Annotated in this window: 13 protein-coding genes; 3 read left to right on the top strand and 10 right to left on the bottom strand. The window is 46.7% G+C overall.

Going from position 1 to position 13,117, the window contains the following annotated elements; genetic code table 11:
- Positions 1-24: 24 nt before the first annotated feature.
- On the top strand, positions 25-342 hold the full coding sequence (locus tag KNQ06_RS05155; protein ID WP_023468605.1) for a hypothetical protein: 318 nt from the start codon (positions 25-27) through the stop codon (positions 340-342).
- A 44-nt stretch (positions 343-386) separates the two neighbouring features.
- Here the strand turns inward: KNQ06_RS05155 and KNQ06_RS05150 are convergent, their stop codons facing one another.
- The 7 genes from KNQ06_RS05150 to recU form a co-directional block, all read right to left on the bottom strand.
- Positions 387-941 carry a hypothetical protein gene (locus KNQ06_RS05150; protein WP_214770637.1) on the bottom strand — a complete coding sequence of 185 codons (555 nt, stop codon included), beginning with the start codon at positions 939-941 and terminating at the stop codon, positions 387-389.
- A gap of 130 nt (positions 942-1,071) precedes the next feature.
- On the bottom strand, positions 1,072-1,386 hold the full coding sequence (gene gpsB, locus KNQ06_RS05145; protein WP_023468607.1) for a cell division regulator GpsB: 315 nt from the start codon (positions 1,384-1,386) through the stop codon (positions 1,072-1,074).
- 5 nt (positions 1,387-1,391) lie between these two features.
- On the bottom strand, positions 1,392-1,952 hold the full coding sequence (locus KNQ06_RS05140; RefSeq protein ID WP_023468608.1) for an SLOG family protein: 561 nt from the start codon (positions 1,950-1,952) through the stop codon (positions 1,392-1,394).
- The gene (locus KNQ06_RS05135) at positions 1,949-3,154 is read right to left on the bottom strand and encodes a ribonuclease H-like domain-containing protein (protein WP_215147471.1); all 1,206 of its coding nucleotides are present in this window, start codon (positions 3,152-3,154) and stop codon (positions 1,949-1,951) included. The genes KNQ06_RS05140 and KNQ06_RS05135 overlap by 4 nt, the downstream gene beginning before the upstream one ends.
- Positions 3,151-5,415: a DEAD/DEAH box helicase gene (locus tag KNQ06_RS05130; RefSeq protein WP_215147468.1), complete on the bottom strand. Its 2,265-nt coding sequence runs from the start codon at positions 5,413-5,415 to the stop codon at positions 3,151-3,153. The genes KNQ06_RS05135 and KNQ06_RS05130 overlap by 4 nt, the downstream gene beginning before the upstream one ends.
- 103 nt (positions 5,416-5,518) lie before the next feature.
- Entirely contained in the window at positions 5,519-8,185 is a 2,667-nt protein-coding gene (locus KNQ06_RS05125) for a PBP1A family penicillin-binding protein (RefSeq protein ID WP_215147466.1), read from the bottom strand.
- Between the two features lie 20 nt (positions 8,186-8,205).
- Complete coding sequence (recU, locus tag KNQ06_RS05120; protein ID WP_215148244.1) at positions 8,206-8,832, bottom strand: Holliday junction resolvase RecU; 627 nt, start codon at positions 8,830-8,832, stop codon at positions 8,206-8,208.
- Positions 8,833-8,906: 74 nt separating this feature from the next.
- Between recU and KNQ06_RS05115 the strand changes: the two genes are divergently transcribed.
- On the top strand, positions 8,907-9,209 hold the full coding sequence (locus tag KNQ06_RS05115) for a DUF1798 family protein (RefSeq protein ID WP_023468613.1): 303 nt from the start codon (positions 8,907-8,909) through the stop codon (positions 9,207-9,209).
- 175 nt (positions 9,210-9,384) lie between these two features.
- The gene (locus tag KNQ06_RS05110) at positions 9,385-10,299 is read left to right on the top strand and encodes a DUF3800 domain-containing protein (protein WP_023468614.1); all 915 of its coding nucleotides are present in this window, start codon (positions 9,385-9,387) and stop codon (positions 10,297-10,299) included.
- A 187-nt stretch (positions 10,300-10,486) separates the two neighbouring features.
- Here KNQ06_RS05110 and nth read toward each other — a convergent pair whose 3' ends face one another.
- The 3 genes from nth to asnS form a co-directional block, all read right to left on the bottom strand.
- Entirely contained in the window at positions 10,487-11,143 is a 657-nt protein-coding gene (gene nth, locus KNQ06_RS05105) for an endonuclease III (RefSeq protein WP_058704905.1), read from the bottom strand.
- A 4-nt stretch (positions 11,144-11,147) separates the two neighbouring features.
- Positions 11,148-11,726 carry a DnaD domain-containing protein gene (locus KNQ06_RS05100; RefSeq protein ID WP_023468616.1) on the bottom strand — a complete coding sequence of 193 codons (579 nt, stop codon included), beginning with the start codon at positions 11,724-11,726 and terminating at the stop codon, positions 11,148-11,150.
- 75 nt (positions 11,727-11,801) lie between these two features.
- Positions 11,802-13,091 (bottom strand): asparagine--tRNA ligase, encoded by a 1,290-nt coding sequence (gene asnS / locus KNQ06_RS05095; protein WP_197273419.1) that lies wholly within the window; start codon positions 13,089-13,091, stop codon positions 11,802-11,804.
- Between the last annotated feature and the right edge of the window lie 26 nt (positions 13,092-13,117).

Below are 13,117 nucleotides of genomic sequence, written 5' to 3'. Positions count from 1 at the left end.
ATAGTAGGTGAGGTGAAGGCAAAGATGGATATACAGCTAGTTCGAACGGTTTTAATCATTCTTTTGGTCATTGCATTTCTCGTCATCGTCAGCAGACGAACGAAGGAAAACCTTCGATGGTCACTGATCGGGGAAGCATTTGGTGAAAAAGGAGAAGATTTATTAAAGGACGCTGCGCGACTCGAAGCAGCTGACTTAGAGATTCGAGTCGAACGCGGCGTCAAAACTTCGTTTTTATTCCGACGTTTCAGTAAAGACTTGGATGATCGCGTAGCGGTGTATGTCTTGAAAGAAGACTTGGATCAAGCTGAAGACATTCTTGCGTCTCGACCAAGACGATGAATTCAAACGAAAAGGCAGTGAAGCGAGCGCTTCACTGCCTTTGTTCATTCCTGTTGTTGCGCGAGATAAAACGCAACTTGTTTTCGTTCTTGCTCTTGAACAGGTGAGGATTTCTTTGAGACGATGAACGCCCGCACATCTTTAAAGCTGTGCCCCGTCGGGAATTTAATTCGTTCCGTCCGCATCTGTGGTGCATTCGGAAAAAGTGTAATGCCATGAATCGGAATGATGATCCCTTGCTCTTTTAGCGTTTTTCGAACCGCTTGAACGATTTGTTTCGACCGATGGATGGGATGAGGTGCAAACACTTTTCTTCCATGCTCAGCATCCGTGACATGACAAGATTCCTCCGTCATCCATTCTACGACCGCATCGTTTTGTAACACGAGGAACAATCCTTTTGGTCCGATTAGCGCAAAAGGAATGACTATCGTGTCAGAAAGACGAATCCGATCAAACAACATCCAATCAAAACGACAAACATGACGGATTTCATTACAGAGTGCATCCGTTTCACTCGTCGTCGGACTCACTTGTTTGCTTGCAAAAAAACGACGGCGCGGTGGTTGAGGAACAGAAGCAGTCATGACTTGTAACATGGTTCATCATCCTTTGTAGTATGTATTATTAGTTATCTTAACACCGTTTTCATTCAGATGACGATTCTTTCAAAAAGAAGGAAATAAAAAAAGACACTTCTGATCTGACAGAAATGTCTTTTTTGATGCGTCAATCTTGGTGCGGACGTCCGAAAACGGCCTTCTCTAGATTTGAAATACGACGTAACATGTCATAGTTCGATGAACTTGATACTTGTGGCTCCGCTTGCTCGACGCGGCGCTCTTCACGTTTTACCGGTTGTGCTGGTGCTTGTTTTAACGCCTCGTTCTCTTTCTTCAGACGTTCGATCTCACGTTCGAATCCTTCATAATCTTTAATGATTTGATCCAAATATCCATCGACATCTTCGATGACATAGCCACGGAGGCCGGTTTTGAATTCCTTTTTGTAAATATCGTCCGCTGTCAACAATGGCTTATACATCCTCTTCACTCCCACTGATCATTGTATTGTAATTCTTGTTCGAGCCAAGATAAATCATCTTGTGTAATTAAAAACAACTGATAATCGGATTGTTCCATTTCTATTCTAGCACGCTCTACTAAAAATTTCGCTGATCCTCCATGTTCTTCATCAAAAACCGACAATAATCCTTGGCTTTTTTGAATCATGAACTCGGTTTTATTACGTAACTGCGATGGATCCGTATACGGTTTCTGGCTGATTGCTTCGACGAAGTCAGCTTGTTCAAGAATGGAAAGGTACTGCGCTTGAACTGGCTCTTTCCAGCGTGCTTCCTGTTCCAAGAACGGCAAAAGAATACCGAGACGAATATGGGGATACTCTTCCTTTAATTCAAGCACGACCTCGCATGCCCAGATTTCGCAACCCGGTGAGGCATTCGTGATAAACCACTCTGTGCCTCGATCCTCAATTAAGCGAATCATTCGCTCACGATATGCTGCCTTTAAGACCCGGATACCAGGGTGTTTTTGATCAAAGATACCTAGTTCATTGGGTTTGTATCCTGTGATGGCGACAACTTTCACGCGTCACACTTCCTTTTCAACCGACGTCCTCGATGATCCAGCTCTGCCAAGATTCGTTCTTTTTTAGTAATCAACCAATGATGTCGCTCGACGTGTTGTCGTGCTCGTTCCGTATAATCATAAGCAAGCACTGGATCTTTTGCAATGTGCTCTGCCCACTTCGCAAGCTCAACGTACCCTAAATAACTGTCGCTCTTCAAGAAACAATCCCGAGCTTGTTCATGGTTCTTCATTTTTTTATGCAAATATCCTTGGCGCAACCATCCTTCTGCTGATAGTTCTTTGACTTGCTGAAAATGAGCGTGTGATCCTTCATGAATTCCGAGATCTGCCAGCCAAATCGCGATATTTTCTTGAATCGGAGAAGGCGCCTCTGCTCGATGTGTGACGAGTCGATTGCACGCATCATACAGTCCGACAAGCGTCAGACAGTCATCCAGATGATGTTGCAAGACCCCTGTCATGATATCCGGATGCTGGTGTTCGACGTACTGAAAGTAATGCATCGGCGCCAAAAATCCAGGTAAATCCCCTTCCCGTTCAAATCCGATTCGCTCTTCCATCGCTGTCAATCGATAGGAATCATACATTCCTTTAAAGATTCGTCGCGCGACATGAAGTAAATCGAGATGACCGACTTTCGGCAAACGCGGAACACGTTCCCGAACGAAGACATGACGTGTCTTGATTTGCGGCCAATCAAAACTTTTCCCGTTATAGGTCACAAAGCGGACATCATCTCCGATATCGTGCAGGAAGTGATGGTAAAAGGCTGCTTCAAAGTGCGGATGCGGTAAGAAATATTGTCGCATCAGCAATCCGCCCTGCTCAAAGCGCGCGAACCCGAGTAAAAAGATCGTCGTTCCGGTTCCTCGTAATCCTGTCGTCTCTGTATCAAAGAAAATGACCTGCTCGAGCGGGACATCTAACGCAAGCGGCGGATGCGGCAATTGTAAGGACTTATACACTTCAGCAAAGCTTCGGTCTCCATGTCGATCTGTTAATGCATATCGCTTGTCGATCCTGACGATCCACTCTTCTTCGAACGTCAAGATATCGGCCCCACGATCAATCCAGGCTTGCTGTTCGTCAGTCCACCCGATTGGTGTTTTCAGCGTCTCCACTTCAGGAGCGGAAGACACTTGATCCTCCGTTGCGGCGTCTGATGTAGATTTCAGCATACGTCTAAGACGATTTTTCATGATAGTTCCTTCTCCATTTCTGCTAACAACTGAATCGTTCGTTCTTTCTCGTCTGCTACGCCAACCATACCGATACAGGCAGGACAACCGTCCTGACACGGGCATGTGACGATCGAATCACGGGCGGCACGCAACATGACAGCGCGTTGCTTATAAATCGACTCCGCGAGACCGACACCTCCAGGGTAACGATCATATAGATAAACAGTTGGCTGTTGCGTGTGTGTCGCCTTGACTTGCGGCACGACGAAGACATCACTGGCATCACACATCAAATAAAGCGGTGCGACACGTCTGAGACTATTCGCGACTCCTTCTAGCACTTGTTCGAGCTCTGTCGAAGAGCGTGCGTGATCGGGTAACGTGAACCAAACACCTGTTGTATGAATTTCTCGTTCCGGTAAGTGAATCGGACCAGAGCCGATGTTCTCATGCGTACCAAACTTAATCTTCTTAAACATCGTCGCCATTCCGCGGACGCTAACATCGCCACGCGCAACACTATATTCTCCCTCTGCATACTGTTCATCTTCTTCGAGCACGGAAAGGTCGACTGAAAAATTAGCATCCGTATAATAATCAACGTCCACGGCACGGACGAATGCTTTTTTCTCTTCAAAATCCAAATGCTCAACTTGGTATTGATCAGCTCCGTGAAGATAAATGGCCTCGTCATGTAACAATGTCATCGCACTAAACGTATCCATTTCACCGATGACTCGATTCGGTACCTCGGTCTGATCGACGATGATGACGTTCTCTTGATCACTCGACCGAAGCGATATTCCATGAGCCGGAAACGCATCGTTCATCCAATAAAATCGATCGCCACGTTCGTGCAGGACACGCTCTTCGACTAAGTATTCGAGGATATCTTCCGTCTCGAGCGTTCCAAATGATTCTCCTTTCGTAAAAGGCAGTTCAAACGCTGCACATTTGACGTGATCGACAGCAATGATCAAATTATCTGGATCGAGTCGGGCTGCTTCCGGGGATTGATTCAAGAACAACTCTGGTCGTTCTGCGACGTATTGATCGAGCATACCGGAAGAAGCGACAAGAATGATTAACGCATCATCTTGGCGGCGCCCCGCTCGTCCTGCTTGTTGCCAGAGCGAAGCAATCGTTCCCGGATAACCATTCATGATACAGACTTGCAGTTGACCGATGTCGACACCAAGTTCGAGAGCGTTCGTCGAGACGATACCGGTGATCTCTCCTTGACGCAACCGTCGTTCGATATCGCGACGCTCACTCGGCAAATAACCGCCCCGGTACCCTTCGATCGATCGCGGACCGAGCTCATGCGGATAGATGCTTCTTAGATACGTCAGTAAGACTTCAACGCGAACGCGTGACCGTGCAAAGACGATCGTTTGGAACTTTTTCTTGATGAAACGCATCGCCAGTTGTTTCGTTTCAAGCGTCGCTGAACGTCGAATGCCGAGTTGTGCGTTGACGATCGGTGGTTGATAGACGAGAAAATGTTTACGTCCTGTTGGCGCACCGTTATCATCAATCAAACCGACTGTTTTTTCTGTCAGTCGTTCTGCTAGTTCCTGCGGATTAGCAATCGTCGCACTCGTCATGATGAAGACGGGATCACTACCATAATACCGACAAATCCGTCGCAGGCGACGAATGACATTGGCGACATGGCTACCAAACACGCCACGATATGTGTGAAGCTCATCAATGACGATATACTTCAAGTTTTCGAACAGTTCGATCCATTTCGTATGGTGTGGTAGGATGCCTGAATGTAGCATATCCGGATTCGTGATGACGATATTACCAGCTTTTCGTACTTTTGTTCGAATCGTCGGTGACGTATCTCCATCATAGGTAAAACATCGGATCGGCGCCTCTAATTGATCGATCAGTTCAAGTAATTCACTATTTTGATCCTGTGCGAGGGCCTTTGTCGGATAGAGATATAATGCCCGCGCGTTCGGATGCTCGAGCAGGTGCGATAAGACCGGTAAGTTAAAACAATAGGTCTTTCCGGAGGCAGTCGGTGTGACGATGACCGTCGATTCTCCCGCTTGTACACGTTCAAACGCTAACCCTTGGTGACGGTACAATTGCGTGATCCCACGTGTGCGAAGGGCTTGTCGTAAACGCTCCGGGAGTCGCTCTGGAAAATCGACATAGCGCCCAGCTGTCGCTTCCATCGTTTTCATATACGTAATCCGCTCCATGAACGAGCGGTCCTGTTTCAATTCTTCGAGAAATGCAACGAGCGTTTGTTTCGCTTGCATGCCTTCACTTCCTTCCACTTCTCATTATACAAAAAAAGAGGCAAGACCAAAGAACGAACTACTCGTCTTTGGTCTTGTCTACTTTACAAGTGACGCTCCTTTATTAATCTTCAGAGTCATCTCCACTGTTATTCGGATTGTTGGTATTGTTGTTTCGTTCCATCGAACCATTCGAATTATTTTGCGCGTTTGCTCCATCATTCGAATTCGGTGCATCTGTTGCTGGTTCGTCCGTCGTTGGTTCATCCGTCGTCGGTTCATCTGTCGTCGGCTCGTCCGTTGCCGGTTCATCCGTCGTTGGTTCGTCCGTCGTCGGTTCGTCCGTTGCAGGTTCGTCCGTCGATGGTTCATCCGTTGTCGGTTCGTCCGTTGCAGGTTCATCCGTCGTCGGTTCATCTGTCGATGGTTCGTCCGTTGCAGGTTCATCCGTCGATGGTTCATCCGTCGTCGGTTCTTCTGCTTCAGGATCGGTAACGGTTACCGTCGTCGAGACCGGACCAGATTCCTCTCCAGACGCTTTCGCTACGACTTGGAACGTTGACCGTCCTGGTTTCAAACCATTGATGGCAATTCGATTCGTCGTGCTCGTACCAATCGTTGATGTTTCACCGTCAGCATCTGTCATCGTCACTTCAAACGATACATCGTCATACCCATTGGCACGAAGCGCAGCATCATTATAGTTCCAAGTCAGTTCACCGCTCTTTGTGTCTTCATCGTAAGATGCTTGTAATCCAGTCGGAGCGGGTACCGTCTTTTTTTCAACGACAGGTTCCTTCGTCCCTTTCACGTACAATTCGTTTCCGATACTGAGGACAGAACTAGGTTGTTCAAATGGTGCTGGCGTACGATCACGTGTCTTCGTGATGAAGTCTTTCCAGATTTGCTGTGCCATCGTACTGTTGTACGGACCGCTAAGTCCGGCTCCATTGTTGTTTCCGGATTTCGTCGTCCCAGTCCAGACACTGATTGAGACATCCGATGTATATCCTGCGAACCAGACATCTTTATAGGCATTCGTCGTTCCTGTCTTACCGGCTGCATCAAATGACAATCCAGCACTCGGGAACGTACCACCTGGTTTTAAGACGTCACGCAGCATGTCCGTCAACATATACGCTGTATAGTCTTCCATTGCCTTTTTCGATTTGATTGGTGATTTGATTTTCGATCCATCACTATACTCAATCGATTTGATGACGTGTGGCTTGATATAATCGCCACCATTACCGAGTGTGGCATACGCTCCTGCCATCTGTGTCGTATTGAAACCGTGTTTCATCCCACCAATCGCATACGCAGGCGAAATCGACTCATCGTCTTTCATCTTTAAGCCAGATTTTTCAGCGAACGCCTCGACTGAATCACCACCGATTTCTTGATACGTTTGGATGGCCGGTGTGTTCGCCGAGATTTTTAACCAGTGGCGGATCGTATTCGTGCCACGGTATCCATCATAATAGTTTCCAATCTCTTTGCCGTTGACTTCTGTTGGTTTATCCGTCAATTGTTTCGCAGTCGACCACTTATCATTTTCGATCGCTGGTCCGTAAGCGAAGAATGGTTTTGCAGACGATCCCGGTTGATGCGGTTCATTCGCAAAGTTTCGTCGCGCTGTGCCTTTACCTGGATTTTTACCATCAACGACCGCAAGGATTTCTCCGGTTTGCGTGTTGACCGCTGTCGCAGCTGTTTCCGCATATTCCGGTAACTGAACGATTTGGTCTTTCTTGATCGCTTCATTCATATAGTCATGCATCGGTTTATCGATCGATGTATAGATCTTCAACCCTTGACCGTAAATGTCTTTTCCTTCTAAACCAAAATCATCTTCTAACTCTTTTGATACCATATCGAAGATGACGCTGTCGTACGATTCATCCTTCGTCGACTTCGGCGCCGGATTGATTAATTTTGAGATCGGTTGTTTGACCGCTTTGTCTCGTTGCGCTTGTGAGATGACGCCTGTCGTCAACATCGCATCAAGAACTTGTGTCTGACGCCATTTCGTCAGTTTTGGATCTCCTTTAATTGGATCGTATGCGGTCGGACGTTGTGGCAGTCCTGCGAGCATCGCAGCTTCTGCATAATTCAACTTATCAACTGATTTGTTGAAATAAGCTTTTGAAGCCGTCTGAATCCCAAACGAGTTTTGACCATAATAGTTTTTGTTCAAGTACATCTCTAAAATTTGATCTTTTGTATAGTCCTGCTCTAACCGGATTGCGAGCCATTGTTCTTGGACTTTTCGCGTGACCGTTTTATCGAAGCTAAGGAATGATTGTTTGACGACCTGTTGTGTGATCGTCGACGCACCTTCCGATCCGAAACCATCCGTCACGTTCGCGATGATGGCTCCGCCCAGACGACGGAAATCAATTCCGTTGTGCTGATAGAAACGACGGTCCTCAATCGAGATGAATGCGTCTTTAACGACTTCCGGTACTTCATCGATTGACACGTATTCTCGACTCGTTCCGCCTTTCGTAATCTCTTCCTTATTGCTCGCATAGATTTTCAATGGCAGAGCATCTCGAAGTTCTGTCTCATCGAGCTCAGGTGCCGTAGCAATCGCGTAAGCGGCAAATCCGCCTCCGACTAACATCATGACGATGAATAATCCGGTAGCGATCAGCAATAACTTTTTCCAAAGTGGACCTTTCCCACCGGAACCTCCACCTGACTTTTTCTTTTGGGGACGTTTCGTCCGTTTCATCTTTTTCTCAGATGACTTCGTCTCTTCACGACGTGCGACACGACTTCTTTCCATATGCTATCCTTCTCCTTCAATCAAAAAGTGTCTGAATTGAAATATAGTTCGTCCACTGCCTTTAAATAATCGATGGCAGGGTACGCGCCAGTCTCGACTTTGATACCGTCTCGTTCAATGATCGTCAGCGGAATTGATTTTCGTCCGCTTTCTAGCTGATCCCACCAGGGGAACACGTGCTCGACTGAAAGCACATATTGCACATTATACAGACTGAAACGAATGATGACAAAACAAATTCCTCCATGTTCGACACATTGTCGCATGTGTGCGATTTGATGGGGGTGAAAATTTTTTATCGGGAAGGACGTTTTATTCGTCGTCTCCTTCGCTTCGAAATCAATATATTTTCCGCGATAAACACCGTTATAGTCCGTCGTCGACGGTTGCTTGAAATAGGCTTCCTTGACGACCGCTGCCGAACGTTTCGGATAATCAACTTGGACGATTTGTAACGGAGTGGGTTTCTTGTGAATGATTGCCCGATTATGAGTCAGGTAAAACGTATTACTTTCATTCAATAATTTTTCGAGCGTCATCCCTCGATTCGAAAAGGTGGAATCGGTTGATCGCGCCTTCTTGATTCGGGTTCCATGCGACTCGAGTGGCTTTTGAAATTTTTTCCCATTCGGGTAATTCAAAACGATTCCCCTCCTATCGCGTTTATTGTACCATGATATGTGATTGTACCGTATCGGCCGAGAGGAGTAGTTAAAAACCAATGACAATTGAACCGTTATTACAAGAGATTGAACGTATTTATCAAGAAGGACGTGCCGGAACCGAATATGACTTCAATCGGGACGTCGTACCGTTCGTTGAACGAGCGGATCAACTGATTGCACAGTGGCAAACGAATGCCCAAGATAGTCCTTACTTACGACCTAGCATGGTCGAAAGCGCCGTTGATCAACTGAAGCAAATTTCCGTCCAAGCATTTCAGCCGAAAACGAGTCTGAAACGCTTCAATGAAACGATTAAATCCGTTCGTTATATCGATCGCTTAATGAATGGTGAAGAATAACGATTTAAAAACAGGAATTATCTTCCTTAAGTCGAACACCTAATCATACGAGGGAATGTTTCTACGGTTTCACTTATCAGGCTATGGCTTTTCAGCCGCCTAGCGTGTAAAGTGGCATCAAGAGCATTTCTTTCGAAAAGACTGTGTAATTATTGTGCAATTGGAGGAGATTCATTTGAACAAACGGGTACAATCGAACGTCAAAGGCGTTGACGTCAAAGGATTTCCTAAGAATTCGACCCCTGCCCCGAAGAAATACATTATGTTCGTCGACGAAACTGGGACACCGAAGGGTAATACACAATTCAATTTAACGGGTGTCTTGATGGAATATAAATATGCCATCGATTCGGACGAGACCGGTGAACCAAGTCCGCTTCGTCAACGTTTGATGGATTTTAAGGCAAAAGTTTTTGAAGATCCGCATATTCCCCTTCATTTGAAGGAGATTTTAAAAGCTGAGCATCCGTATGGTAAAGAAGATGGTATCACGATCGATATGTTACGTCATTTCTGGATCGCCTTACCAGAATTTTTAGTTGATATCGATTGTACGATCGTCAGCGTCGAAGTCGATAAACAGAAGCTACAAGACTTCTTCTCGACACCGAAGGATCCGTATGTCGTTGCCTTCGCCCATCTGATGAAGTCGTTTTATTCCTTCCTCGATGAGACAGAAGCAACGAGTGCGCGTGTCGTTCTTGAAAGCCGTGATGATTATCAAAACTTGCTCATTCAAAAGGCGTTCTTCGATATCTTCAATTCGGGAACGGTCCATCTCGACGTCGAAAAAAGCCGTCAAAAAATCAAAGGCTTCATCTTTGCTGAAAAAGACAGCGACCTCTACCAATCTGGTCTTGAGATTGCCGACTTGGTCTGCTTACCTTTATCTCGCGTCCGTCGTGGTGTCATCGAGGTAAAACCACGGTTTGTCCATTATGGGGACGAAAACCGGATTTTTAAAGCCATCAAAGATAAGATTTACATTCGACGCGATAGTCCGGACCAAGATTTCCGAAACTGGGGATTCAAAAAAGTACCGATCACGAAAAAGCGTCGTGAATGGTCCGATACTCCTTGGAATGGGTAATGACTCAAAAATTAGTCTCTACAAAGATAAGGGTGGCAGAATGATCTGTCACCCTTATCTAATAAAAAAGAATGACTCGTCTTTTCACGCTCTTTCCTCAGGTCTTGTTTGTCTCTGACAGCGCAAAATGCGCTTTTCCTGTAGGAGTTGCGTATGACGAGTCATTCTTTTTTATAGTCTGTCCCTTTTAGGGTGTAGCTATTCCTTTTGTCCGCTTTTTCCCCTCTCGACACATGTCGAGTAACGGGCACGCTTCACAGTTCGGACGTTGCGCCTTGCAGTGATAACGTCCAAAGAAGATGAATTGATGATGGAGCTTTGACCAACGCTCCCGTTTGAAACGACGCATCAGTGTTGCTTCGACCTGCGTGACATTATCCTTCCAGCGACAGATCCCGAGGCGTTTCGAGACACGTTCGACATGTGTATCGACCGCAAAGGCCGGTACATCGAAAGCAACAGACAGAACGACGTTCGCCGTCTTGCGTCCTACGCCAGGTAAGGCTTCGAGCCCGGCGCGTTCCGTCGGGACTTCTCCGTCGTGTTGCGCAAGGAGCTGTGCCGCAAGCGCCTTGATGTTTTTGGCTTTATTCCGGTACAATCCAAGTCGTTTGATTTTGTCCTCGATTTCCTCAACGGGTGCCGCAGCAAGCGAAGCAGGATCCGGATACGCTGCGAACAACCCAGGCGTCACCTGATTGACCAGTACGTCGGTCGCTTGTGCACTGAGTGCGACCGCTACGACCAGTTCAAATGGGTTGCGATGAATCAACTCACAAAATGCATCTGGAAACATCTCTTCTAACGTTGCTTCAATCCGATCGATTTCTGCCTTTCGTAACATCTCCTTAACCTCCCCGCCCTGCGAGATCCTCAAGCGTCTTGATCCCTTCACGTTCCCACGTCCGCAAAATTTGATTGATATAGGTCATTTTGCGGACATTATGATAGACCGCTTCTCGAAGTGCGGCAAGCACCAGCTCTTCTGAAATGTTCTCGATCGTCAACCACTGAATGATCTGCTCCATCTGAAACGGTGACATCATCCCGAGTTCCCGCTCGAATTGTTGGAAGACGGACGGGTTGATCGTATCAAAGTTCGGTGCTTCCTGTTCCGGTGGTGCCATCAGCTTTTCGTAAAGCGGAACAAGCGAATAACGTTCAGACCCGTTGACGTTCTCCATTGCCAGTAATCCTTTTTGTAATAAACCGAGTGTCGTCTCGATCGTTTCCGTCTCGGATAGTCCAAGTCGATTACTTAACTCTTCCGGTGACGGCATCTCCATGCCTTCTGCCCGGCAAGCAAACAATTGACCAATCAACGTGAACTCGACGAAACTGATGCCTAACCGTTTTGCCTCGGTGAACAATCGTTTCGGTAAGACGACCGTCCCTTCCTCGAATAATTGCACTAAATTATGATTCATCGTATTTCCTCGATTCTCTAGTCTAAACAAGAAATCGACCCGTCGAGACGATGGGTCGATGTTTTTCCTTACTGCTTATGGATAGAGGCGGTTCAGCAAACGTGGGAACGGAATCGTTTCCCGAACGTGCTCGACACCTGTGATCCAAGCGACTGTCCGCTCTAAACCAAGACCGAAGCCACTGTGTGGAACAGAACCGTATTGGCGTGTTTCGAGATACCATTTATAAGCACCTGTCTCGTCAAGACCATGCTTCTTCATCTCTGCGAGGAGTTTTTCATGATCTTCTTCACGTTGTGAGCCACCGACGATTTCCCCGTATCCTTCAGGGGCAATCAAATCATCACACAAGACGAAGTCTGGGTTTTCCGGATCTTCTTTCATGTAGAACGGTTTGATTGCTTTTGGCCAGTGCGTGATGAAGACAGGACGTGCGAAGCTGTTTGCGATTGCTGTCTCGTGTGGTGCACCAAAGTCATCGCCGAATTCGATATCGTCGAATCCTTGCTCCTTGAGCATGTCGATTGCTTCCGTGTACTTGACGCGCGGGAACGGTGCTTTAATGTTTTCAAGGACCGTCAAGTCACGTCCAAGCAACTCAAGTTCCGCACGACAGTTTTTCAGTGCCGATTGCACAAGGTGCGAAACATAGTTTTCTTGGACTTCGAGGTTCATCTCGTGATCGTGGAATGCCATCTCAGGCTCCATCATCCAGAATTCGATCAAGTGACGACGTGTTTTTGATTTTTCAGCACGGAACGTTGGACCGAACGAGAAGACCTTTCCAAGTGCCATTGCTGCCGCTTCCATGTAAAGCTGACCCGATTGTGAAAGGTACGCATCTTCCTCGAAATATTTCGTGTGGAACAATTCTGTTGTTCCTTCTGGTGCGCTACCTGTCAAGATTGGCGGATCCACTTTAATGAATCCTTCTTGGTTAAAGAATTCGTACGTCGCACGAATCAATTCGTTCCGAACGACCATGACCGCATGCTGACGCTTTGAACGCAACCAGAGGTGACGGTTATCCATCAAGAAGTCCGTTCCGTGTGCTTTTGGTGTGATCGGATAATCGATCGCTTCATGGATGACTTCGATTTTTGAAATTTCCATTTCATGACCGATCGCTGTCCGACCGCCATCTGATTTGATGACACCTGTCACCCATAGTGATGATTCCTGCGTTAAGCCTTTTGCTTGCTTGAATAAGTCTTCGCCGACTGTTTCTTTGACGACGACACCCTGCATGAATCCAGAGCCATCCCGAAGTTGGAGGAAGGCGATTTTACCGCTTGAGCGTTTGTTTGCTAACCAACACCCGATCGTCACTTCTTCTCCTACATATTTGTTTACATCCCGAATCATTGCTTTCAACAGTCAACATCCTCTCT

The organism is Exiguobacterium sp. s91, assembly GCF_018618915.1.
In the GTDB taxonomy this organism is placed as follows: domain Bacteria; phylum Bacillota; class Bacilli; order Exiguobacteriales; family Exiguobacteriaceae; genus Exiguobacterium_A; species Exiguobacterium_A abrahamii.
Note: the sequence above shows the minus strand (reverse complement) of the source record. Positions and strands in the feature narration are given on the sequence as shown.

What these genes read in the sequence shown, in the direction of transcription:
- KNQ06_RS05150 (WP_214770637.1), bottom strand. Translation starts at nt 941, where the DNA reads ATGTTACAAGTCATGACTGCTTCTGTTCCTCAACCACCGCGCCGTCGT.
- KNQ06_RS05130 (WP_215147468.1), bottom strand. Translation starts at nt 5,415, where the DNA reads ATGCAAGCGAAACAAACGCTCGTTGCATTTCTCGAAGAATTGAAACAG.
- gpsB (WP_023468607.1), bottom strand. Translation starts at nt 1,386, where the DNA reads ATGTATAAGCCATTGTTGACAGCGGACGATATTTACAAAAAGGAATTC.
- nth (WP_058704905.1), bottom strand. Translation starts at nt 11,143, where the DNA reads ATGTTACGAAAGGCAGAAATCGATCGGATTGAAGCAACGTTAGAAGAG.
- KNQ06_RS05100 (WP_023468616.1), bottom strand. Translation starts at nt 11,726, where the DNA reads ATGAATCATAATTTAGTGCAATTATTCGAGGAAGGGACGGTCGTCTTA.
- KNQ06_RS05155 (WP_023468605.1), top strand. Translation starts at nt 25, where the DNA reads ATGGATATACAGCTAGTTCGAACGGTTTTAATCATTCTTTTGGTCATT.
- KNQ06_RS05125 (WP_215147466.1), bottom strand. Translation starts at nt 8,185, where the DNA reads ATGGAAAGAAGTCGTGTCGCACGTCGTGAAGAGACGAAGTCATCTGAG.
- KNQ06_RS05115 (WP_023468613.1), top strand. Translation starts at nt 8,907, where the DNA reads ATGACAATTGAACCGTTATTACAAGAGATTGAACGTATTTATCAAGAA.
- asnS (WP_197273419.1), bottom strand. Translation starts at nt 13,091, where the DNA reads ATGATTCGGGATGTAAACAAATATGTAGGAGAAGAAGTGACGATCGGG.
- KNQ06_RS05135 (WP_215147471.1), bottom strand. Translation starts at nt 3,154, where the DNA reads ATGAAAAATCGTCTTAGACGTATGCTGAAATCTACATCAGACGCCGCA.